Genomic DNA, 22,668 nt, shown 5'->3' on the forward strand with positions numbered 1-22,668 from the left:
GTTGATTAGTTTACTCGGACAATTTAGCGGACATTTGGCACAAGCAACACTAGAAACATCAGAGTGGTCAAATGTTTGCTTTTTTGTGCTGTTGTTAGCCCAACTTCCCGCTGCTGCTATTTTGCTATCGCGGCTGCTTAGAGGACCCACTCGGTTTCCGCCCTTGCGTCCCCAGCTTGCTCGACCTGCTTTTCTAGGCAAAGTCAGTGTTGTGGTGCCAACGCTGAATGAAGCAGAACGGATTACGCCCTGTTTAGAAGGGCTGAGTCGGCAAAGCTACGAAGTGCGGGAAGTAATCGTGGTGGATAGCTATTCCATCGATGCCACGCCGGATCTGGTCAAGTCTAAGCAACAACAAGATCCACGGTTTCGGCTGATGAATGATGATCCGTTGCCAACCGATTGGGTGGGTCGCCCATGGGCGTTGCACAATGGATTTCTGTCGAGTTCTGAGCAAAGTGACTGGATTTTGGGCGTGGATGCAGATACCCAACCCCAGCCCGGTCTTGTGGCAAGTTTGTTAGAAACGGCAATCGCCCATGATTACGATTTGATCTCTTTGTCGCCTCAATTCATATTGAGCTATCCAGGTGAAATTTGGTTGCAGCCTGCCCTATTAATGACGCTCGTGTATCGGTTTGGAGCGGCGGGTGAAACCAGCAATGCTCCAGACCGGGTGATGGCAAATGGGCAATGCTTTTTTTGTCGGCGATCGCTCCTCGTGCAGGTGAATGGTTATACCAGCGCCAAGCGATCGTTTTGCGATGATGTGACCTTGGCGCGAGAAATTGCCGCCTTGGGTGCGAAAGTTGGCTTTTTAGATGGAGCCAACGTCTTAAAGGTGCGAATGTATGAAGGCGCAGCGGAAACCTGGAAAGAATGGGGGCGATCGCTGGATCTAAAAGATGCCGCTTCCCCTGCCCAAGTGTGGGGCGATTGGCTACTATTACTACTCGTACAAGGTTTGCCGTTGCCCTTAACCATTTTGTTGTCAATTATTACCAGCAGCGGACAGGCAACTCTGGCAATGCAAAGTTTGCTGGGTTTAAACGTGCTGCTGGTGTTAATTCGGATTGGGCTGAACTTTGCGATCGCTCCTTCCTACGATCTCTCTCAAGCCAAAGCCTCTTGGCTATTCTGGCTGTCTCCCCTCGCCGATCCACTCGCCGTTTTGCGGATTTTTCTCTCCTCTATCCAAACCCCCAAAAGCTGGCGTGGCAGAATTTATAAGGGATAAGCTGAACTTTTTATAGATCTATATGGAAGTCAATAATAAGTCACCCTAAAATTGTTGGTGAGGCGGTGCTTCAAAGTTACACATTAGGATCTAGTACAGGTCAGTCGTCTTAGCTACGGAATTTATGGGTAGGAACTCCTGGAACACTATTTATGTTGATAGAGATCCAAATAATCCATACAAGGGATGGGGATGGGTAGAAGTTACAACAGAGGACATGAAGCGTTTTGGCATTCCCAGCAAGCACCCCACAACGAGGAGAGTGACTAAAACGAAAGAAATCACAGTCACACGATATAAGGATTCAATTCCATACACCGAAACCTATATCAATACGTATGAAGATTCTGTGTACCCTCCTTCTAGAGGCAAAGCTGGTGCAAAGAAATTTACGCTAAATCTTGACGGAGAACTTATTACGATAAGAGCGCAAAAATCTCTAACCATTCAAGCCATATGTACATGGATAAAGACTTGGGCAAGTCCAAACGCTAAGCTCGTTACTCCAGGTAGTAGAACACACTCTCTTAATGGCGAGAAGCTAGCTCATCAAGCTCATTTCGTCTACTTTATTGTGAATGAAGATAGCGATGCGATCAAAATAGGTCGAGCAAAAGATTTAGCAAAAAGGATGAACGCGCTTCAAACATCTAGTCCAGCTAAGTTGAGGTTGATCAAATCAGTGCAAGTAGAAGGAGTTAAAGAAGCTCATGAGCTAGAACAATCACTGCATAAAAAGTTCAGTGAAATTAGATTAGCTGGAGAGTGGTTTAAAGCTGAAGCAAATCTTCTGGAGTACATCAGCCAATTGTGACAGTAGCGGCGGCACAATAATTGCCCAAACACGGTAAGGGAAGCCATGAGCGTTGGCGACATCCTCTTCTAGGGAAAATATTAACCATTTCAGGCAAAGATGGAGATGATGTACCGCTTTACCTAGAAAAACAACTAGCAAAGTTCCTCACTGTATTAGAAGAGTTAAGGGAGGATGAGGATTTATGAATCGATACAGCATGGTCGTTCAATGGTCTGATGAAGATCAGCTTTTCCTAGTCACGATCCCAGAGTTTGCTGATCTCGTTGTGATGCCTTGCACTCATGGTAAAAATCGCGAGGAAGCAATTCATAACGGTGAAGCAGTGATTGAAATGTACTTAGAAGCTTGGCAAGCGGAAGGCAATCCTATCCCGGAACCTAAGACGCTTCAGGTTGCCTAATGATCGTAGCGATCACGGCAGCATCATAGAAACATTAGACCCAAAAAAACTAGATGCGATCGCCCTATTTCAGCAAGAGCGATCGCATCTAGTTCTGCAAACAATCTATTTCATGTCATAGCCAAATAGGTTGGGATTCACTTCATCCAGTTTCAGGTCTGCCAAGCCATATTCTGCCCAACGGCGATCGCAGAGAGCAGCAGTATCAGGATCAGGTTTGAGGGTTTCACTCCACGGGCGATCGCTTTCGGGCGATATCTTAGTCGTCGCATCAATCCCCATACGGCTGCCCAACCCTGGTTTTTCGGTGGCAAAGTCGAGGGAGTCAAACGGATTGTTGGGCAGGATGAAGACATCTCGTGCCGGATCGACTTTGGAGGTAATCGCCCAGACGACCTGACGCGGATCGCGGATGTTGATATCTTTGTCTACCACGATGACAAATTTGGTGTAGTTGAACTGAGGCAAGGCGCTCCAGAATGCCAAAGCAGCGCGGCGAGCTTGACCGGGATAGGTTTTCTCAATCGAAATTACTGCCACTTTGTAAGATAGCCCTTCCATTGGCAGGAAAAAGTCGATGATTTCCGGTACTTGCTGCCGCAGAATCGGCGTGTAGACGCGGTTGAGGGCGATCGCCATCATGGCATCTTCCTTGGGTGGGCGACCGCTAAAGGTGGTCAGGTAAATCGGGTCTTTGCGATGGGTCATGCAGTGGAAATGCAGCAGCGGAGCCTTTTCATTTACGCCGCCGTAGTAGCCCATATGGTCGCCAGCAGGTCCATCGACCCCCGTTTCTCCCGGCGTGATCGTTCCTTCCAGCACAATTTCAGAATCCGCAGGCACTTCCAAATCGACAGTTTTGCACTTGGCAAGATGGACACCAGCCTTACCGTAAATTCCGGCAAACAGCCATTCCGACAAGTCAATTGGCAAGGGGGTTGCCGCCGCCATGATGATGAGTGGATCGACTCCAAGAGCGATCGCCACTTCCAGCTTTTTACCCATCTCCGCCGCTTTTCGCAAATGGCGTGTGGGACCGCGCACCGAGAGCCACTGCACCGTCATCGTGTTTTTCGACTGTAACTGCAAACGATACACGCCCACGTTCGGAATCTTTGTCTCCGGATCTTTGGTGATCATCAAGCCCAAGGTCACCACCTTATCCGCATCACCGGGATAGACTCGCAGCAGCGGCAGTTTCGTCAAATCCACCGCGTCATCTTTCAGCACCACTTGATGACAGGCTGGAAACAGGTCGCGATCGGGTTTTGCCCGAATCACATCAAACAGCGCCTTGCCCAGTTCCACCGCCTGAGACATCTTTTTCGGCGGACGAGGCTGATAGAGCAACGCCAATTTTTTACCCAGGGTTTCCAGTTCTTCAGGTTTGTCCATGTTCATTGCCATGCACACCCGCTCCACGGTGCCCATCAAGTTGATCGCCACGGGATAGGCTGACCCTTTGACGTTTTCAAACAGCAGCGCCGGACCACCGCCTTGCAGCAGCCGATTGGCAATTTCAGCAATTTCTAGTTCTGGATCAACCAATGCCTGGATGCGTCGCAACTGTCCCCGCTGCTCAAGCTGCTGAATAAACCCTCGAAGATCACGCGCCATGATGAAGAACTGTAAAGACCTCTTCTCATTATGAAGCGTAGAACGCCGCGATCGCCTGTTCTCTAAAAAATGAATGAGGTAAAGAATTATTGAAGCTAGCCGGAATTCAGTTGTTAGTGCATAGGAATCAGTCATTTTGAAGTTGTCAATAGCATAGTAAGGTATGAATATGACCAGCAAAATTTCAAAAATGCCAAGAGAAGATGGGAAAAAACTTGAGGGGCTTGTTGCTGAAATTGAGATGATTGTGGCGAAAGCCAGGAAAAACGTGGAAGTTAATAAACGGTTCTATAACGACCAAGGCGTTCAAGTCGCTGAATTTGATATATTTATAACTTTTTCATCAGATCTAGGTGATCACAAATGGCTGATTGAATGTCGCGATCGTCCTTCTCAAGGTGCAGCCCCTGGAAGTTGGATAGAACAACTCATTGGTCGAAAATCTTTGCACCAATTAGATCGTGTCATTGCTGTCTCAACGACAGGTTTTTCTCCTGGAGCAAAACACTGGGCAGAGGAGGAAAACATCGAATTAAGAGGGGTTAACCAAGCAGAAACTCCAGAAAGCTGGTTGTGTAATGCTATGACTTTTCTCAATAGAACAGGTACTTTTAATAATTGCAAAGTAAACTTGCTTGACAGAGGATTAGAGCAGATTTATGTCCAAAATATTGTAGAAAGTATGCCGTCTAATCCAGACGAAATAATCATATCTTTTGACAAAATAGGTACTCGTTTACTGCCAAGAGAGTTATTTCAAAATCTTTGCTTCGACGATAAAAATTCAATTTATAAAGATATAGCTCCTGGAACATCTAAATCGATTCATATCATCTGTCCTCCTGACCTTGAAGTAACTGGATTAATGTTCATGGAGTTTGGTGAATTTAAATTTCCGTTAGAGAACATACAGCGGTTTGCAGACTCATGAGGGACAGTAGCAGCAGTGGGCAAACCAGTTTCGCAAATGCTTCGGATTCATTAAATCCATCGCCGTTGCAATCAGCGTATCGACCCGTTTCGAGGTCGTCGGCGAGAACTGCCTTAAGAAGGCTTTTAACTGCGACCACCAGTGTTCTATGGGGTTAAATTCCGGGGAGTAAGGAGACAGGTACAGCACCCTTGCGCCAACCGCTTCAATTAGAGGTGCTATCGCGTCTACTTTGTGGGTCGGCAGATTGTCCATGACCACAACAGCCCCTTGCCAGAGTTGGGGCACAAGACACTGGGAGACATAGACTTCAAAGGCAGCCGCGTCCATCGAAGCATCCATTGTCATTACAGCCAGGACTTTTGAGACCGAGATCGCACCAATGACACTCACCTTACTACCGCGATAAAAGGGTTTGAAGTCGTAAGCTCGTGCTCCAGACCTTGCACGGGCATGCGTTCGCATCAGTCCCAGCAAAACTCCCATCTCATCAAGAAACACTAAGTCCTTGAGGTCTACCCCCTTGACTTGGGTCCAATACTCCGCTCTTAAGCGTTGTACGCGTTCGCTCGTCGCTTGGTGGGCGCGGAGTGTTTTTTTTGGCGTGGTAAATCTAGTCGCTGGAATGTCCGACACATGGTGCTTTGGCTTACCCATAGTCCAGTCGCATCAAACAATAACTCACAGTATTCTGCCAAGGTCGCATCGGTCTGTTGCTCGAAGATCGCCATCAACTGATCTTGATGCTCCATCACCGCACTCACCGACCCACCCTGCTTGCGTGGCACCACATGACCTTCTGTCCGCTTCTGAGTGACCCACCGCTCGACACAGTTTTTGCTGACACAGAAGCGCTGCGCTACTTTTCTGAAAGAGCTATCTCCTTGTTCAATCGCACTGACAACTCGTTCTCGCAAGTCGATGGAATACGGCTTCATTCGTTACCTTCTTTTGCACCACTTTAGTGTCCCCTATCTGAACGCAAACCGCTGTAGAGTTTTCTGGCGAGGCAAGAATTGAGATGAATACATTTCCCTTTAACAAGATAGAGATTTATAAGCACAGCAAAGGGGAGGGATTTATTGGTCAAAGAATGACTTGTTTGTTTGAAACTGATCAAGAGAAAATGAAGTTTCAACTCTATGATGTTCAAGTAGAGGAGGGTCGCCAAATTGCAATAAAAGCAGATAAAGAATCAAAAAACTAAAATTGGTTTGCTAGCAGTCTTTAATAGTAATAGCTATCGCAGGCTAGCACCCCTGCTAGAGCAAACTCACAGGAAGTCTTTGTTGTGTTTCAAAGTTTACTTGCACTTGCTCAACAGAAACGTTATGCCGCCTTAAGTTATCTGTGGGGATGTAACCGAAATCTGATCGGTTCACGATCGCAAATGCTCTCAAGTGCGATCTCTCGATTGTTTGAGACTGAATGTCGCGATCTCCTACCTATTTCGCTGTCCAAGAGTAGAATAGCGATATGACGTTTCAGTGGAACCCAGACAAAGCGAGTAGCAATGCCAAAAAGCATGGGGTGTCTTTTGAAGAAGCCGTTACCGTCTTCGGAGATCCACTGGCTGTCACAATTTCTGACCCTGATCACTCAGTCGGTGAATTTCGCTTTCTGACAACAGGGCAGTCGAGGCTACAACGTCTTTTGGTTGTGTCCCACACGGAACGAAAAGGTGAGGTTCGTTTGATTAGCGCCCGTTTAGCCACTCGTCAGGAGAAGCGAAATTATGAATCAGAAACCTGAAGCAATAGTGAATGACGAAGATGAAATGAGACCTGAATATGATTTTTCAGGCGGAGTTCGTGGCAAGTATTATGAAGCCTACACGCAATCAAGCAACGTTGTAGTTCTTGATCCAGATGTGGCAGAAATCTTTCGAGACTCAGCTTCCGTGAATGAAGCATTACGGTTAATTGCCAAGATTGCCAAGTCTGTCGCAGTCTAAACACTGTGTGCAACTAACCACCGAAATCTTATCTGTTTGCGATCGCGTACTCTCTCAAGGGCGATCGCCCGATTGTTTGGTCATGAACAGCGCGATCGCCTCTCAAAGCTAAAATTAAGAGGTCAAGTTGCACCGAGGTCAGATGAATGACAGTTCGACAACCGAGGTATAGCAAGGAAGCGGGTAATGTTCTAGACCTGTGGGAATGCGAGAATACAGGCAGATATTTACCCCTGAACTCACAGTATGGTTTTGGAACCTGTTCTTTGTCCTGATTGTGGAAGCAATAACGTGGTTAAGCACGGTCGGTCTGAGGAGAGCAAACAACGCTACAAGTGTCGCAATTCGGAATGCGCTCGCAGCACCTTTATTCGAGACTATGCTTACCGAGGCTATTTGCCTGAAGTCAAACAGCAGATTGTGGATATGGCAGTCAACGGAAGTGGCATCCGAGATACCGCACGAGTGTTGAAGATTAGTCCGACCACAGTGATTGAAACCTTAAAAAAAAGATCGACATCTCAAATCAGTCAATCAGGCGCGGTTGGAACAACTTGAACCGACTCAAACGGTCGTTAAACTGTGCCAGTGGCAAGATTTGGAGGCTGAAGCCGACGAAATGTGGAGCTATGTGGGGTCAAAAAAACAGCAACGGTGGTTGTGGCACGCCATTGACCATGAAACAGGTGAAGTGTTGGCATATGTGTTGTCCACTCATCAAGATAGTGCCTTTCTTGAACTCAAAGCGATGTTAGAACCGTTTGGCATCATGCAGTTCTACACGGATGGCTGGGGCGCTTATGAACGCCATCTTGATCCGACGTTTCATACCGTTGGCAAACGGAATACTCAAACAATTGAGCGCAAGCATTTAACGTTACGAACTCGAATTAAGCGGTTAGCTCGCAAAACCATCTGCTTTTCAAAGTCAACTTGGTTGCATGATGTCGTCATTGGTTTATTCATCAACCGCTATGAGTTTGGCTTGAATGTTTAGATCCACAGGTCTAGAACATTACCCGAGCGCAGGTTGAGGAAGGCAGTCATGGCAAGATTGTGGCGATCGACCTTGAAACTGGAGACTTTGAAGTAGACGCGAGTGAAATTGCTGCTTGCGATCGCCTTGAAGCCCGTCACCTAGATGCTCAAATCTGGATCGTTCGTATTGGTTCTCACCATGTTCGTCGATTTGGTGGACGGACAAAGAGAGTTTTATGATTACCGGAATCGTCAACGCAGATTTTGAACCGATTATTTCGCTGGCGTTGCTGAACCAGTCTATGAATTCTGAAATCCACCCTCACCCTAGCCTTCTCCCGAAGGGCGAGGGAACAAGATTTCTGGCACCCTTCTCCTTAGGGAGAAGGGCTGGGGATGAGGGCAATTCATATCGCCATACAGCAACGCCATTTCGCTTTCAGTCTGCGGTTCTGATGGGAAAGTTTACATACAAGATGCGATCGTAGACACAGGCTTTAATGGTTGGCTCTCACTGCCTCCCGACTTAATCACTCAATTGAATTTGAGATGGAAAAGGCGAGGACGAGCAATTCTTGGAGATGGTAGCGAGTGTGTTTTCAACATTTATGAAGCAGTGGTTGTCTGGGATGGAACACCGCTAACCATCCCAAATGATGCAGGTTTTTGAGGGCGGACAGGTCGCACTCCGCAAAGTTAGCCCGGTCTAACAATCCCGTTGCATACCGACCATACCTCCTCGGTGAGGATGTAATTGAAATCTGATCGGTTTGCGATCGCGTATTCTCTCAAGTGCGATCGCTCTGCGAACACTTGAACTCTAACGAAAGTATGCTTTTAAGTGCTGCGAAATTTTGCAAAGCGGTGTAAATTGTCGTTAATTAATCCTGCATTAATCCGTTTTGCCATCTCCCATTTCAGAAAGGAGCCGCGAGTGAATGCAGCCGAGCAGGCGACTAGCCTAGAAACTGCCAGTAAAATAGCCGCGATCGTCAATTTATTCAAGGCTGAGTTTCCCGACGCACGGGCAGACTTAAAACCTTGGGCAAATGATCCTGATACGCGAGAATCGGTTGATCCAGACTCGATCGACCTTGCGTTTCATTTGCCAGGGTTTTCTCGGTTGTTTCAGAGTCGGAGCATTTTGCTTCAAATTCGGTTTCATACCGATGGGTTAACGTCCGATCGGCGAGTAATTGGAGCAGAAATGGCAGGGTTTGATCATCGGGGCAAGCAGTGGCGGCTTTCGACGATCGAAAATTGGCTGTTTGAGGGAGATTGTAGCCCGGTTGTGCAAGTGAGCGATCGCCTAAAGGATTTTTTGAAACAATCCCTGGAATTGTTCAATTCGCTGGAATGCTAGAGGATAATCCTTTTTCTTGATCACGAGGATTCAGAAGTCCTGCACGGTTTTTAGAAAAAAGGATTTTTGAATCAAAGGCGCTAAGCACTATGATTGAATAGCGATTGACTCGTGCCATCCATTACATCGTATTTTTGATATTTTCGGAGAATCTAATATGCTCACACTCAAGATTGCTGTATACATTGTGGTTGCCTTTTTTCTAGGACTGTTTATTTTTGGCTTCCTATCCAATGACCCATCCCGTAACCCAAAACGCCGTGATATGGAATAGCCAACCGTTGGTTTTGTCTCGCAAGCGTCATCGGGGGCGGTGGTTTTCCGCTGCCCCTATTTTGTCAGTGAGATTGCCCATCGGTTGTATCCGTCTAATGTTTGCCTAAACTATGCCCTATCCGGTGCCCCCCGAACTGCCGCCCTTATATTCGTCCCCCAATCCTGAGACGAATCGCTGTCCAAAGCTTTCCTTATCAGAATCAGCGATCGCATTGGCAGAGGTTTTGTCCCCGGTGAGTCGTGAAACGATCCCTACAGGAATTGCTCCGCCTGAGAGTACGCGCTCTTATTTGAAAACTGCGATTCAGCAAAATGATTCCTCGATGGAGATTGCTGCATCCACAATTTTTCCTCTGCCAAGCAAGTTGCCGCTACAACCGATTGAATGCTTGCCATCTTCAGGAATAGCCAAACCGTTATCTGTAGCCAAGCCGCTATCTATATCAGTTAAGAGCATTGCTAAGCCAGAGACTACCCAGCCCCAGCGCTCACCACAATTAAACGCGATCGCAGGATCAAAGCCGATCGTTCCAGCGAGAGGAGCCATACAGGTTAAGAAACACGTTGAAAAGCAAGTAGTCGTGTCGAAAGCTGCGTCGAAAGTGCCGCAGAAAAAGGCGGCTCCGCAAAAAAAGACGGCTTTACCAACCGCGATCGCTCCATCCCGAATCGCTCCAGCCAAAGCTGCGACGACTCAACCCGATGTGTCCTACAGTATTTCAGGGGTGAGCGGTAAACTACCTCAAACGGCTGAAGCCGCAGTGATGAAAAAGCTGGATCAAGCCTTTGTGTTTGATCAGTTAATCGAAGTCTATGACGCGATCGGTGCGCTCACCGTCAGAGATCTCAGAAGACTCGCCAAGCGATCGCCTCGTCAAATCATTCCCCTGATCACAGCCCAGACTCCTAATCCTATCCCGCCTCCATCTCCCACCGAGATTCTGATTCCTCCAAGCAATTCTCCGCCTGACACCTCTCCAGCCGACATACCAGCTAATGTGCCGACGATGCCTATTGTGCCCAGTGAGAGTCCGGCAGGTGAGAGTCCAGCCAGTGAGAATCCGGCAACCCTGAATGCTGTTCCGCCAATTAATCCGTTGCCAGCCAATCAAGTGCCTGGAGCGCGTCCACAGTCGATCGGCAATGAATCCGCTACCAGTCCAACCGTCAATCCAGTGGAAGTCACGGCAGATCGGCTAGATTATGACGAGCGAAATCAGGTATTTACCGCTGAAGGTAACGTGATTATGCGCTTTCGGAATGGACTGGTGGATGCCGATCGCGTTCAGGTCAACCTAACCAACCGGATTGCCGTAGCCGAGGGTAATGTTGCCTTCACCCGTGGACGGCAGGTGTTGCGGGGACAACGGGCAGAACTTAACTTTATTCAGGGTGTTGGTAACATTCAGCAAGCACGGGGAGATATCTCTATTCCCACTGCCGGGACAGACCTTGCCATTCCCGCCGCAAATAGTGGTGTGGCGGAAACCGTATTGGGTCGTCCGGCAAGCGATCGCATCACTTCCCGACAGCCCCTCCAAAATCCGGGTGGCGTTGGCGGAGTGTCGATTTCAGCCGGAGCCGGACGAGATGTAACACGTGTGCCAGGAGGACTGCCAAGGGGCGGCGAACTGACGCGACTCCGGTTTGAAGCAGAGCGAATTGACTTTACGCCGGAGGGCTGGGTTGCCACCAATATTCAAATTACCAATGATCCTTTCTCGCCCCCAGAACTAGTTCTTAAAGCAGAAAAAGCAACCCTAACGCGCCTGTCTCCGTTGCAAGATGAAGTGAAGCTGACTCGCCCTCGGTTGGTATTTGACCAAAACTTCTCCCTACCGTTTTTATTCTCACGCACCGTTTTAGATCGTCGTCAGCGAGATGCCGCACCGCTGCGGTTTGCCTATGATGCTCAAGATCGGGGAGGGCTTTACTTAGAAGGGGTTTTCAATGTTTTACAGTCCCAAAAACTATCTTTAACCCTGTATCCTCAGATTTTCATTCAACGGATGTTCGATAGTAGCCAAAGTGGTTTTGGGCTAGGCAACCCAAGCAATTATGGCTTGAGAACCCGATTAGATGCGGAGTTGAGTCCTACTACCTTTCTGCGCGGCGCGGCGGCACTGACCAGTTTTGATCCGTCCGAGTTTGAAGATAATCTGCGTGCCAGTGTACGAGTTCGCCAAATTTTAGGAACACCGCTTGGTCCCCATACGTTAGCACTGGAATATAGCTATCGCGATCGCTTATTCAACGGTTCCCTTGGCTTTCAAACTGTGCAGAGCAGCATTGGATTGGTGCTTGTTTCTCCCAACATTTTGCTGGGTCAATCGGGCGTTATCTTAAACTATCAAGTGGGCTATCAGTCGATCAATTCGGACAGCGATCGCCTGGATTTGATCTCGGCTAACAGCGGCAATAACCGGGTCAGCTTAGGACGGTTTCAAACATCCATTGGACTCAGCAAAACGTTTCCTCTATGGGCAGGAAAACCGCTACCCGCCACTCGCGACCAAGGTCTTCGCTTCACTGCAAATCCGATAGTGCCCTATGTAGACTTGAACACGTCTCTGCGCGGAGTCTACAGCAACTATACAAGTGGTGATGTTCAGCAAAATATATTTGCTGTAGTAGGTCTGGGAGGTCAGTTTGGGCATTTTTCCCGTGATTTCTTAGACTACACCGCTTTTAATGTTTCCTATAGTCAGGCGATCGGGACGGGTGAATCGCCTTTTCTGTTTGACCGAGTGGTGGATACCCGTGTAGTCTCTATCTCGTTGATTCAGCAGCTTTATGGACCCTTTCGTGCTGGATTCAGTACCTCAATTAGCTTAAATACCACCGATCCCATTAGCACAGATTATTTTTTGGAGTACAGCCGTCGCACCTATGGCATTGTCGTGCGATATAACCCAGTATTAGAAATTGGTTCCATTACCCTGCGGATCAGCGACTTTAACTGGACTGGAACAGCCGATCCCTTCTCTGGAACAGGGGTGACTCCGGTGGATGGTGGAGTGACGCAACCCTCGGCTTTTTAGGGGTTAAGTAAAAGTTTTTAGTGGGAGAAATAAAGCAGTTCTATCATCAGTTTTTTGCCTCAATGACTATGCTTAAAGAGCCTCCAGCAAGGTGTGAAGATTATGCCCAATTCAGTTGAACAAATTCAACAAGAGATGGCTCTACTCGATCAAGCCTTGTCAACGCTAGGGGAGACGTTTCAAAATGCTTACTCAGACTATTTATCAGCGTTGGGGCAAGCGGCGCGAAAACAGCATATTTTGGCGGCGTATCAAGTCTGCACTCAAGGCTACCCGCAGCAGTTTTTGGGTTTATCGGTCAGCCAGCGGCAAGGGTTGCAACAGGCACTGCAAGATTTGGCGAAACAGGCCCAAACCAAGCTTTTGGAGCTGCATCCAGTTCCGCAGGCAGAACCTTTAAAGCAGTCAGAACAGTTTGAAATTACCCACAGCGTTGCTTTTACAGAAGCCCAGCCCCAACCCATATTAGAGCAACCGACCTTAGAGGCAATGTCTGTGGATGGCGATAATTTCAGTTCGGCTCAATCGACCATTGCGTCATCTACACCCAAAGAAATACCTCTACCTCTAGCCCGCTTGGTTCAATGGCAAATTGCAATTGAACAAGGGATTGGCAGAGAGCTAGCTGCTATTTCTCACCAAACAAATCGGCTACTTCAGCAATCCAATATTTTACCCAATCAATTGCCTGATGCGCTGTTACAACATGCTAGCAAGACAGAACTGGCGGATGGAGTGCCACGATCGCCCAATCTACTAAATGTGTTGGTGGAAGCGGTCAACAATGGGGAGGCACCCACTGAAGATGATGAGGGAAAGGCTCCAGAACTGTTACAAGTGCTAGCCATTCATCTACGGTTGGTAGAAATTGAATTTGCAGATACCCCAACGATGGTGGCTCGGAGCAAAATTCGAGAATTGACGGCTCGATTGAAAAAACTAGGGCGTGACTATCGTAAAAAGCAACGAGAATACGCGATCGCTGCTGCTCAAGAGGCATGGCGCGCTAGTTGGTTTGAAGCGTAAACCCAGAGAAATCAGGCAGCAGAATCGATTCTTTCAAAACTGCGTGAGATACTTGAAGGGTGAGCAATGCTGCTGTTGATTTTTGCCCATGCCATTGACAATTTTGGTTGCTGATGATGATTTAGGGACGCGCCTATCGATTGGCGACTACCTTGAGGTAATGGGATATGCCGTTCTTCGTGCTGAAAATGGGCAGGAAGCGTTAACCATGGTTGAAAAATTTCAGCCTCATTTGATTGTGACTGATGTGACGATGCCGCGAATGGATGGGTACGAATTTGTTCGACAGGTTCGTCAACAGCCTACATTTCGGTTGCTTCCGGTTATATTTTTGACGGCCCGAACTGAAACTCATGAACGCATCCGTGGCTATCAGTTAGGATGCGATGTTTATTTGCCTAAGCCCTTTGAACTGAAAGAGCTAGGTGCTGTAGTGCGCCATTTGTTAGAGCGGCTACAAATGATTGAAATGGAGTGGAGATCGCGATCATCACTTCCTAATTCTACGGATTATGCCACGATGCAACCGACCAATCTAGCGGCTGCCCTCTCAAAGATTGAGATAAAGTTGACCAAGCGCGAACAAGAAGTGGTGCTGCTTTTATCCGATGGGCTATCAAACGCGCAGATTGGCGATCGCCTGCATCTCAGTCCGCGTACCGTTGAAAAATATGTCAGCAGCCTACTTGATAAAACAGATACCAGCAATCGCGCGGAATTAATGCGGTTTGCGATCGATCATCACTGGGTATAGACAAGTTCGGAGTGAAAAGTGTCGAGGAAGACCAAGTTGATTCGCACCTTGTACTCTGTACTTCATACACAATTACATTTTTAGCAGAGGCTTCACATGGGTCAGCAACCCTAAACAGGCATCTTGTAACAACTCAATCACTTGGTCGAAGCCATCTACTCCGCCATAGTACGGATCAGGAACTTCTTTAAGGGTGTGATGAGTGCAGAAATCGCACATTAAACGAACTTTTTCTCGATAGTTACCAGTAGGATCAAGTCTGCAAATATTAGCGTAGTTCTCTCTATCCATTGCCAGAATCAGGTCAAATGCCTCAAAATCCGCTTTCGCAAACTGCCGAGCGTGTCCCTTCATTGCAATGCCCTGTTGAGTGGCGGCAAGGGTCATCCGTGGGTCGGGAGGAGAACCGATATGATAGCTAGAAGTACCCGCTGAATCACAAATAATCTGCCCAGTGAGATTGTTTTGCTCAATTAAGTGGTTCATGATGTTTTCTGCCGCAGGAGAACGACAAATATTTCCTAAGCAGACAAACAGCAATTTGTAAGGCATAAAGGGCATGGAGTAGGTTAACCAACACAAAACCGGGATAGTTTAATGCTTCCCGGTCTCCAACGAATTTCGCAAGACTGGCGATCGCGCACTCACAAAACCTGCGAAGGCGGATCTAAAATTACAGACCCGGCAAGTTCAACCCACCCGTCAATTCTTCCATCTTTTCACGCATCGTCTCAGTCGATTTTCGGTAAGCATCCTTCATGGCAGCCGTGACTAAATCGGAAACAACTTCTGATCCTTCAGTCAAAACATCGGGTGAAATCACGACGCGAATGGGTTCCTGGTTGCCACTCAGAACCACCTTCACCAGACCACCCTGTGCTTCCCCTTCAATCTCCATTTCTTCAAGCTCTTCTTGAAGCTTCTTAGCTCCTTCTTGAACTTGCTGAGCTTTTTTAAAAGCTTCGGCTAGCTCTTTCATTTTGCCTAGTCCGAAGCCAAATCCTTGTCCTTGTGACATAACGCTTTAATGAAGTATGGGTTCAAAACAAACAGCAGTCTTATTATGGCACTGCTACACCAAGCTAGTTTATTTTCTATAATCTTTTGTGGAAAATTGGCAAAAATAATGAAATCGGGCGATCGCGTTTGACTTAAGTAGGTTTGATTTTTTAAACTAAAACTCACCTAAAATCTGCACCTCTGGTTCTAGCCAAAGGTTCCACCGATGATGTACTGCTTGCTGAGCATAGCAAATCAGTTGAAAAATATCGTTCGCGTTGGCACCGCCACAGTTAAGGATAAAGTTTGCATGACGCTGGGCAATTTGAGCGCCGCCAATTTGATAGCCTTTCAGCCCGACTTGCTCAATTAAACACCCTGCCTTGTAAGGATGGGGATTGCGAAAAACACTGCCGCAGCTTGGCAAATGATAGGGCTGGGTAGCACGACGCTGGTTTAGATGAGTGGAAGTTTCTGCATTTACCTGGGCAGGGTCAGCACCGGGCTTTAACTGGAAGGTTGCTTGGGTCACTAGCCAGTTTTTACCTTGCAAAACAGAGGTTCGGTAGGCGTAGCCTAACTCCTTAGGGGTGAAAATGCGCGTTGTGCCGTCGGGTAGGAGGACATGAGCATTGAGCAATGAGTCAGCCGTGCAGCCACCGTGGGCACCCGCATTCATGACGACGGCTCCCCCCACGGTTCCAGGAATACCTACTGCCCATTCCATTCCTTGCCAGCCTTGTTCCGCCACTTTCCAGGCGAGTCGTGGTAGGGGTTCGCCTGCGCCAACGGTTACCTGTCCTGTGGCAGAGTCAAATTGAAGCTGCCGGAGGCGACGAGTGCCAATTACTAGCCCCGATAACCCGCGATCGCTAATCAGTAAATTAGATCCGGCTCCCAGCAGCGTGATCGTCAACCCTTCAACCCGTGCCCACTCAAAACTAGCCTGTAATTCTTCAGGCGTTCGGGGAGCCACATACCATTCTGCTGGTCCTCCCACTCGAAAGGAAGTCAGCGTTGCTAAGGGAATATGGGCTTTGATCAACCCATCTGTTCCAGGCAACCGAATCTGATAAGCAGACGGCTTTAGAACGGATTGAGGACTGAAAGTTGAGCGCTTCACGCTGGTTAATTTGGGAGGATCGTAAGAAAGAGTCATGACTACTTAAAATGAATGCTCGTACCAGAATCCTGTAAATTTTCAATGACAATTTAAGCGACTCCGATACCCCTGAGCCTTAAACTGCCCTCACAGGGTTTAAGCGTGATTACACCAACGCTGTGCTAGGTCTTGCTCTAGCTTTTGGTGCGAAACCATGACTTCTGGAATAATCTGATTTAAGTTTCCGGCTCCCATAAACAGCGCCAGATCTCCAGGTCGGAGAATTTCGATCAAGAATTGATGGATGGATTGGCTAGACGCTCGGTAGAAGACTTTATCTTGATGACCCGCAATTAATGTTGCCAGAGTTTCACCATTGAGATCGGCAGGTTTTAACTCACCAGCGCTATAAATATCGCTAATCACCACCACGTCTGCATTTGAAAACGATGCGGCAAATTCAGATAAAAATGCTTGCGTTCGACTGTAGCGGTGAGGCTGAAAAATCGCTACGATTCGCTTAAAGGGAGACCCTGATTCCTGAACTTTAAGCCGTGCTGCCGCGAGGGTTGCCTGAATTTCGCTGGGATGATGGGCATAGTCATCCACAAACAAGATGTCGTTATATTCGCCGCGATGCTCAAATCGACGACGAGCGCCTTCAAAGGTGGCGATCGCTTGAGAAATAATTGAAAAACTCAGACCTAATAATCGCCCAACCGCCACGGCTGCAAGGGCATTGCTGAGATTGTGGCGACCCAGCAGTTTGACATTCAACTGTCCTAAGATAACCCCCCGTTCCCAAACTCTAGCCGTGCTGCCGCCCCGGTGAGAGATGCAATCAACCGTATAGGTGGCGTTTGCTTGCGGGTCTAGGCTGTAGGTGATGGAAGGAGTCAAGCGATCGCGCACAATCGGGCAATCGTAGCTGCCGATCAAAGTTTTGCAGTTCGCTTTGAAGGTTTGGAATGTTTCAATCACCTCCTCCAAGCTGTCGTAATGATCAATGTGGTCTAGTTCAATGTTGGTAATCACACCAATTTCTGAGGCGAGTTTGACTAATGACCCATCTGATTCGTCCGCTTCAGCCACTAAATAAGGACCCTCACCCATATGGGCATTGCCCTGCCAAGCATTCACTTCACCCCCAATCACAATCGTGGGATCTAAGCCTGCCTGCAACAGCATGTAGCCCACTAAGCTGCTCGTGGTGGTTTTACCATGAGTTCCGGCGATCGCGATTCCTCGGTATTCACGAATCAGGGCAGCCAGCACATCCGAGCGATGGTAGATAGCACATCCCAAGTCACAGGCTGCTTGATACTCTAAATTGGCAGATTGAATGGCAGTAGAGCAAATGACTTGGGGAAGCGTGGCTAATTGCGTCTCTGATATTTGACTGCGGTTCGATGCAGCATGCTTAGCAGAACCGGACATATTGGGTGCAGAAGTGGCTCCAACCACGGCGGGCGAGATCGCTTCAACAGCAGAACTCGATTGAAAAAACTCTAAATTACTCGGATCTTGAGTCCAAAAAATATGAACTCCGTTTTCCTGTAAGCGTTGAGTAATGTGGCTAAGGCGAAGATCTGACCCTGACACCGGCAAATTTCGCTTTGCCAACACATATGCTAGGGCTGACATGCCGATTCCACCAACACCAATAAAGTGGAAAGGCTTGCCGCTTAAGTCTATAGAAACCGGCATCGTAGTATCCTCACAAACCACACCAATAACACGCGCTATCATATCAGGAATAATCTTTTCAGCATACCTACCTACCGGATATTAGTGTCTCCGAAAAGATTAATTGCTGATTAACTGCTGTCCTGAAAGTTATATCACCCTCTACAGGTTTTCATTCTTTTACTCGAAAACTTTTTAAAATGAAACGCTCTGCTTTTTCATGCTGAAGCGTTCTGATCGGGCAAGACTTTTCCAGATTTTTTGGGTGAGAATGTCTGTTCGATAGGCTGTTGAGGCTATCTTGCGAGTTTATTTCTTCCAGCACATCTTCATTTTCTGCAAATTACAGTAGGGTTTGAAACGTGCATTCTTTCAATCCTAAACTGGCTTTTAAGTGGTGGAACCTTTACCCAAATCAAAACTAAAGATAGGAATTTTTGGGGGAACCTTTAACCCAATCCATTGGGGACATCTTTTAGTTGCTGAAACTGCCCTAGATCAGTTTGAATTGACGGGTATTATTTGGGTGCCAACGTTTCGCCCGTCCCATAAATCGGTCGAACTATTCGCATTTGAACACCGACTGGAAATGGTAAGACTCGCGATCGCGCCCCATCCAAACTTTTGGGTTTCCGATATAGAACCGCAGCAAGGAAATTCCTATGCATTGACCACATTGCTTGAGTTAGAAGCCTTACACCCACAATCAGATTGGCATTGGATCATTGGCTTAGATGCTTTTCAATCTCTGCCTCACTGGTACGAAAGCACTGTTGTCGCCGCTCAATGTACTTGGTTGGTTGCCCCCAGAAATGCTCAAAATTCTTCTACCCTCTGCCAGTCTGTAGCAGATCATTTTATCCAGCAGGATATTTCTTTCCATTGGCAGTTGCTCACTATGCCACAGGTCGGAATTTCCTCTAGCCTAGTTCGAGATTATTGGCAACAAGGGCGATCGCTTCGCTATCTTGTGCCCGACTCAGTGCGACACTATCTCACCACAAAATTGTCCGTTTCTGCCTAATTTGGCTTCTTCAGATGAAAAAACTTTAATTGAAAAACAAATTTCTTAAGTCTTGAAAGGGCTTTGGCTCAATGCTTTCAGCGCAAAATATCGAAGTATTTTGTTGCACTGGGATCACCTCGCATCTTATGATTTTCTTAATAACTAAGATTTATTTAATGAGGGCAAGACGCAGTGATTAGAGTAGCGATTAATGGCTTCGGGCGTATTGGGCGCAACTTCATGCGCTGCTGGCTAGGCAGAGAGAACAGTCTAATTGACCTCGTTGCCATCAATGACACGTCTGACCCTAGAACAAATGCCCACCTTCTTCGATATGACTCAATGCTCGGCAAAATGGACGAAAGCGTTCAAATTGATGCCGATGACAACAGTATTACGGTGAATGGAAAAGTTATTAAATGTACCTCCGATCGCAACCCCGAAAATCTACCCTGGAAAGAGTGGGGTATTGACCTAATCATCGAATCTACAGGGGTTTTCATCAGCAAAGAAGGAGCCTCTAAGCACCTCAAAGCAGGTGCTAAAAAGGTGCTGATTACGGCTCCTGGAAAAGGAGAAGATGGCACCTTTGTCGTTGGCGTGAACCATCTCGACTACGACCACGACAAGCACAACATCATCAGTAATGCAAGCTGCACCACCAACTGTCTTGCCCCTGTTGCTAAAGTACTCAACGATAACTTTGGCATCATCAAAGGCACGATGACCACCACCCACAGCTACACTGGCGACCAACGCTTGCTAGATGCCAGCCATCGCGACTTGAGACGGGCACGAGCTGCCGCAATCAACATTGTTCCAACATCAACGGGTGCTGCAAAAGCCGTTTCTTTAGTGCTGCCTGAACTCGCTGGCAAGTTAAACGGCATTGCCCTACGGGTGCCTACTCCCAATGTATCGATTGTGGATCTCGTGATTCAAGTTGAGAAGAACACGATCGCCGAACAGGTGAATGAGGTTCTGAAAAATGCGGCGGAAGGGTCTATGAAAGGCATTCTCAAATATTGCGATTTGCCTCTTGTCTCTAGCGATCATGCAGGCACCTTTGAATCGGCGATCATTGATGCAGACTTGACCATCGTCATGGGCGGCGATCTAGTCAAAGTCATTGCCTGGTATGACAACGAATGGGGCTACAGTCAGCGAGTTGTAGATTTGGCTGAAATCGTAGCCCAAAAGTGGGCTGCTTAAACTTTCAAACCTGATTAAAAGTAGAAGTCACTACCATTCAGGAGTCAGTCTAATCGGCTAGCCCTGAATGGTAGTGTATTTGAACTAGAGATTAGTATTGGCTAACCGTTCCATTTTTCTAACTCCCCTGCCACTTGCTGCATCAAGGCTTGCCAGTCTTCCGGTTGAGGTTGGCGGAACAGGCGCATGGTGGGATACCAAGGCGTATCATCGCGATCGCTGAGCCAGCGCCAATCTGCAACGTGGGAAAGCAACAGCCAGACGGGTTTGCCCAGTGCCCCAGCCAGGTGAGCGACGGAGGTATCGACGGTAATGACCAGATCCAATTGGGCGATCGCGGTGGCGGTATCTGCCATATCGTTTAGGTGGCTGTTGAGATCCTGTAGGCGATATTTCCAGCCAAGCTCGGCAATTTCTATCTGGGGAATGCCTTTTTGCAAACTATAGAACGCGATGTTTGGCATCGCTAAAATTGGCTCAAACTGTTCTAGAGAGAGCGATCGCCGATAGTTTTGTTTATAGAGATTGCCGCCTGCCCAAACGATGCCCACCTTTAAGGTTTGAGCAGGTAAGGTTTGAGCAGGAGGATTTAGGGAAGTCGCGGCGATCGGCAGTTGCCAATTCGATGCAGGCGGATCAATATAGGGCACCGAGTGCGGCACTGTTTCTAACGTGGTGCCCAGAATGGTCGGCAAGCTTAGGAGTGGCGCATATACATCAAATGCAGGCAGCGGCAAGCCCATGGGAATAAACTCCTCGATTCCTGGTAACGCAGACAGCAAGCGAATAAGGGGGCGATGACAGGTGAGAATGACTCGTCCACCGCTTTGAGTGGCGATCGCGGCATAGCGAATAAATTGCAGGGTGTCTCCCAATCCTTGTTCTGCGTGGAGTAACAGGGTTCGCCCTGCCAATGGCTTTCCATCCCACACGGGCTGCTTAAACGGACAGGGTGGAAATTCTCCTGTTTTGAACCGCCATTCATATTCCGCAAACCCTTCTTGAAAATTGCCTTGTTGAATCAGCATTAATGCTCGGTTATATCGGGCGATCGCATGATTAGGGCTAAGGGCAAGGGCGCGGTTTACGATGCTCAGCGCTTCAGCCAAATTGCCCTGATCGAGCAGCGCTTTAGAGAGTCCAATAAGGCTATCTAGGTGATCGGGCTGAAGATCAAGCGCCTGTTGATAAAAATGGATGGCAAAGCCCGATTTTCCTTGCAATTGCAGCGCCGATCCCATGCCGTGGAGTGCAGCGATATTGCTAGGATTTGTGGCTAAAGATTGTTGATAGAGCGTAATTGCGGGTTCATATTGCCCTTGCTCTAAATGAATGCTTGCTAAAACATTGTGAGCTTGCACATTCGCTGGCGCAAAGTTAATGATTAGATTGAAATTGGCGATCGCCTCATCCATCAAGCGTTTTCCCTGTTTCCATAGCGCCAAGTTCAAGTTTTCTCGCGCTTCTCGATGCTCTGGGCGGATGGTCAACGCCTGCCGATACAGCACAATTCCTTGCTCTAAGTTGCCCTGCTGACAGCAAATCACTCCCATCATGGAGAGCGCATCTACATTTTGCGGCTGCTGCTGCAAAATTTGACGATACAACTGCTCGGCGGCGGCAATGTTTCCGGCTTGGTGATGGGCGATCGCGCGATTGAATACTTCAGCGGCATTCACAGACGATGGATTCAGCGGAAAGGAGCTAGTCAATAATCATCTCCTGATACCGGGATGAAAGAACAGGTTTAGTCTATCGCTTCTGTGAGCGATCGCAAAAAACAGGGTCAATATCACTTGACACGTTGAAACATTTGCGAATCCAAGACTTTTCGGTAATTATGGATTACCCTCTCATCCGCTCTATTCCATGCCGCCTCTGCCATGATGATCGAAATTGTTCCCTTTACCTTCGAGATTAGCCCCGTCGCGATCGCGGGAACTAGCTTGTGGTCGTTGGCGCTTTATCTCGGCTTATCTCCGATCAGTGAATGGGTGATTCTGCAACTAAATCGCTGGTTTAACTTCGCCGAGCGATCGCTTTACCTATCACAAGAAGAATTTGAACGCGATCGCCTAGGACGAGAAGCTCAAAATGCTTTCTACGCCTCCATTCTTAGTATTTTCCCCTTCTTTATCTTCGGCGGATTGTGCAACTTTGGCGTGGAAGCAACCTTAGGACAAAGCTGGGCAATCAGCACTGGAACTCTGGCGTGTTTGAGTTGTGCCATTTATGAACTGGGGCGAAGAGACGGACTGGAATGAGAAAG

28 protein-coding genes are annotated in these 22,668 nt (G+C 47.8%); 20 read left to right on the plus strand and 8 right to left on the minus strand.

Annotation, left to right across the window (positions count from 1 at the left end; all coding sequences use genetic code 11):
• Position 1 precedes the first annotated feature (1 nt).
• From cruG to AC1S5B_RS22955, 5 genes are all read left to right on the plus strand, one after another.
• A complete protein-coding gene (cruG, locus tag AC1S5B_RS22935) occupies positions 2 to 1,237 on the plus strand; it encodes a 2'-O-glycosyltransferase CruG (RefSeq protein ID WP_482037987.1) in 1,236 nt (411 codons plus the stop codon).
• Between the two features lie 124 nt (positions 1,238 to 1,361).
• The gene (locus AC1S5B_RS22940; protein ID WP_482037988.1) at positions 1,362 to 2,051 is read left to right on the plus strand and encodes a GIY-YIG nuclease family protein; all 690 of its coding nucleotides are present in this window, start codon (positions 1,362 to 1,364) and stop codon (positions 2,049 to 2,051) included.
• Between the two features lie 20 nt (positions 2,052 to 2,071).
• Complete coding sequence (locus AC1S5B_RS22945) at positions 2,072 to 2,239, plus strand: type II toxin-antitoxin system HicA family toxin (RefSeq protein WP_482037989.1); 168 nt, start codon at positions 2,072 to 2,074, stop codon at positions 2,237 to 2,239.
• Complete coding sequence (locus AC1S5B_RS22950) at positions 2,236 to 2,454, plus strand: type II toxin-antitoxin system HicB family antitoxin (RefSeq protein WP_482037990.1); 219 nt, start codon at positions 2,236 to 2,238, stop codon at positions 2,452 to 2,454. Before AC1S5B_RS22945 ends, AC1S5B_RS22950 begins: the two co-directional genes overlap by 4 nt.
• A complete protein-coding gene (locus AC1S5B_RS22955) occupies positions 2,447 to 2,575 on the plus strand; it encodes a hypothetical protein (protein WP_482037991.1) in 129 nt (42 codons plus the stop codon). Before AC1S5B_RS22950 ends, AC1S5B_RS22955 begins: the two co-directional genes overlap by 8 nt.
• Here AC1S5B_RS22955 and AC1S5B_RS22960 read toward each other — a convergent pair.
• Entirely contained in the window at positions 2,560 to 4,071 is a 1,512-nt protein-coding gene (locus tag AC1S5B_RS22960; protein ID WP_482037992.1) for a UbiD family decarboxylase, read from the minus strand. The two genes, AC1S5B_RS22955 and AC1S5B_RS22960, sit on opposite strands and share 16 nt — an antisense overlap.
• A 169-nt stretch (positions 4,072 to 4,240) precedes the next feature.
• On the opposite strand from AC1S5B_RS22960, the gene AC1S5B_RS22965 reads away from it, so the two are divergent.
• Entirely contained in the window at positions 4,241 to 5,002 is a 762-nt protein-coding gene (locus tag AC1S5B_RS22965) for a restriction endonuclease (RefSeq protein ID WP_482037993.1), read from the plus strand.
• On the opposite strand, the gene AC1S5B_RS22970 is transcribed toward AC1S5B_RS22965, so the two are convergent.
• Positions 4,997 to 5,659: an IS630 family transposase gene (locus AC1S5B_RS22970; protein ID WP_482034977.1), complete on the minus strand. Its 663-nt coding sequence runs from the start codon at positions 5,657 to 5,659 to the stop codon at positions 4,997 to 4,999. The genes AC1S5B_RS22965 and AC1S5B_RS22970 overlap by 6 nt on opposite strands.
• A complete protein-coding gene (locus tag AC1S5B_RS22975) occupies positions 5,551 to 5,940 on the minus strand; it encodes a helix-turn-helix domain-containing protein (protein ID WP_482034976.1) in 390 nt (129 codons plus the stop codon). The genes AC1S5B_RS22970 and AC1S5B_RS22975 overlap by 109 nt, the downstream gene beginning before the upstream one ends.
• Before the next feature lie 83 nt (positions 5,941 to 6,023).
• On the opposite strand from AC1S5B_RS22975, the gene AC1S5B_RS22980 reads away from it, so the two are divergent.
• From AC1S5B_RS22980 to AC1S5B_RS23030, 11 genes are all read left to right on the plus strand, one after another.
• Positions 6,024 to 6,209 (plus strand): hypothetical protein, encoded by a 186-nt coding sequence (locus AC1S5B_RS22980; RefSeq protein ID WP_482037994.1) that lies wholly within the window; start codon positions 6,024 to 6,026, stop codon positions 6,207 to 6,209.
• Between the two features lie 269 nt (positions 6,210 to 6,478).
• Entirely contained in the window at positions 6,479 to 6,754 is a 276-nt protein-coding gene (locus tag AC1S5B_RS22985; RefSeq protein ID WP_482037995.1) for a BrnT family toxin, read from the plus strand.
• On the plus strand, positions 6,738 to 6,956 hold the full coding sequence (locus tag AC1S5B_RS22990; protein ID WP_482037996.1) for a hypothetical protein: 219 nt from the start codon (positions 6,738 to 6,740) through the stop codon (positions 6,954 to 6,956). The genes AC1S5B_RS22985 and AC1S5B_RS22990 overlap by 17 nt, the downstream gene beginning before the upstream one ends.
• Positions 6,957 to 7,202: 246 nt before the next feature.
• Positions 7,203 to 7,953, plus strand: a protein-coding gene (locus AC1S5B_RS22995; protein WP_482037997.1) for an IS1 family transposase whose coding sequence is annotated in 2 segments (ribosomal slippage) — positions 7,203 to 7,460 and positions 7,462 to 7,953 — 750 coding nt in all. Because the reading frame shifts where the segments join, the coding sequence is not laid out codon by codon here.
• 59 nt (positions 7,954 to 8,012) lie between these two features.
• Positions 8,013 to 8,174 carry a hypothetical protein gene (locus tag AC1S5B_RS23000; RefSeq protein WP_482037998.1) on the plus strand — a complete coding sequence of 54 codons (162 nt, stop codon included), beginning with the start codon at positions 8,013 to 8,015 and terminating at the stop codon, positions 8,172 to 8,174.
• Positions 8,171 to 8,422: a hypothetical protein gene (locus tag AC1S5B_RS23005; protein ID WP_482037999.1), complete on the plus strand. Its 252-nt coding sequence runs from the start codon at positions 8,171 to 8,173 to the stop codon at positions 8,420 to 8,422. The genes AC1S5B_RS23000 and AC1S5B_RS23005 overlap by 4 nt, the downstream gene beginning before the upstream one ends.
• Before the next feature lie 446 nt (positions 8,423 to 8,868).
• Positions 8,869 to 9,297, plus strand: a complete 429-nt coding sequence (locus AC1S5B_RS23010) for a hypothetical protein (RefSeq protein WP_482038000.1) — start codon at positions 8,869 to 8,871, stop codon at positions 9,295 to 9,297.
• 157 nt (positions 9,298 to 9,454) lie between these two features.
• Entirely contained in the window at positions 9,455 to 9,571 is a 117-nt protein-coding gene (locus AC1S5B_RS23015; RefSeq protein WP_482038001.1) for a photosystem II reaction center protein I, read from the plus strand.
• A 112-nt stretch (positions 9,572 to 9,683) separates the two neighbouring features.
• On the plus strand, positions 9,684 to 12,614 hold the full coding sequence (locus tag AC1S5B_RS23020; RefSeq protein WP_482038002.1) for a DUF3769 domain-containing protein: 2,931 nt from the start codon (positions 9,684 to 9,686) through the stop codon (positions 12,612 to 12,614).
• Between the two features lie 102 nt (positions 12,615 to 12,716).
• Positions 12,717 to 13,640, plus strand: a complete 924-nt coding sequence (locus AC1S5B_RS23025; RefSeq protein ID WP_482038003.1) for a hypothetical protein — start codon at positions 12,717 to 12,719, stop codon at positions 13,638 to 13,640.
• 88 nt (positions 13,641 to 13,728) lie between these two features.
• The gene (locus AC1S5B_RS23030; protein ID WP_482038004.1) at positions 13,729 to 14,394 is read left to right on the plus strand and encodes a response regulator transcription factor; all 666 of its coding nucleotides are present in this window, start codon (positions 13,729 to 13,731) and stop codon (positions 14,392 to 14,394) included.
• Between the two features lie 72 nt (positions 14,395 to 14,466).
• On the opposite strand, the gene AC1S5B_RS23035 is transcribed toward AC1S5B_RS23030, so the two are convergent.
• The 4 genes from AC1S5B_RS23035 to murC form a co-directional block, all read right to left on the minus strand.
• Positions 14,467 to 14,955 (minus strand): low molecular weight protein-tyrosine-phosphatase, encoded by a 489-nt coding sequence (locus AC1S5B_RS23035; protein ID WP_482038005.1) that lies wholly within the window; start codon positions 14,953 to 14,955, stop codon positions 14,467 to 14,469.
• A gap of 112 nt (positions 14,956 to 15,067) precedes the next feature.
• Positions 15,068 to 15,412, minus strand: a complete 345-nt coding sequence (locus AC1S5B_RS23040) for a YbaB/EbfC family nucleoid-associated protein (RefSeq protein WP_482038006.1) — start codon at positions 15,410 to 15,412, stop codon at positions 15,068 to 15,070.
• A 156-nt stretch (positions 15,413 to 15,568) separates the two neighbouring features.
• Positions 15,569 to 16,552: a UDP-N-acetylmuramate dehydrogenase gene (gene murB / locus AC1S5B_RS23045; protein ID WP_482038007.1), complete on the minus strand. Its 984-nt coding sequence runs from the start codon at positions 16,550 to 16,552 to the stop codon at positions 15,569 to 15,571.
• 99 nt (positions 16,553 to 16,651) lie between these two features.
• Positions 16,652 to 18,202 carry a UDP-N-acetylmuramate--L-alanine ligase gene (murC, locus tag AC1S5B_RS23050; protein ID WP_482038008.1) on the minus strand — a complete coding sequence of 517 codons (1,551 nt, stop codon included), beginning with the start codon at positions 18,200 to 18,202 and terminating at the stop codon, positions 16,652 to 16,654.
• Between the two features lie 376 nt (positions 18,203 to 18,578).
• Here murC and nadD point away from each other — a divergent pair, with 376 nt between their 5' ends.
• Positions 18,579 to 19,205, plus strand: a complete 627-nt coding sequence (nadD, locus tag AC1S5B_RS23055) for a nicotinate (nicotinamide) nucleotide adenylyltransferase (RefSeq protein ID WP_482038009.1) — start codon at positions 18,579 to 18,581, stop codon at positions 19,203 to 19,205.
• Positions 19,206 to 19,379: 174 nt separating this feature from the next.
• Positions 19,380 to 20,399 (plus strand): type I glyceraldehyde-3-phosphate dehydrogenase, encoded by a 1,020-nt coding sequence (locus tag AC1S5B_RS23060; RefSeq protein WP_482038010.1) that lies wholly within the window; start codon positions 19,380 to 19,382, stop codon positions 20,397 to 20,399.
• 101 nt (positions 20,400 to 20,500) lie between these two features.
• On the opposite strand, the gene AC1S5B_RS23065 is transcribed toward AC1S5B_RS23060, so the two are convergent.
• Entirely contained in the window at positions 20,501 to 22,111 is a 1,611-nt protein-coding gene (locus tag AC1S5B_RS23065) for a tetratricopeptide repeat protein (protein ID WP_482038011.1), read from the minus strand.
• 171 nt (positions 22,112 to 22,282) lie between these two features.
• Here AC1S5B_RS23065 and AC1S5B_RS23070 point away from each other — a divergent pair, with 171 nt between their 5' ends.
• Entirely contained in the window at positions 22,283 to 22,663 is a 381-nt protein-coding gene (locus AC1S5B_RS23070) for a hypothetical protein (protein WP_482038012.1), read from the plus strand.
• The last annotated feature ends 5 nt before the right edge of the window (positions 22,664 to 22,668 follow it).

It is taken from the genome of Leptolyngbya sp. CALU 1928 (genome assembly GCF_056784215.1).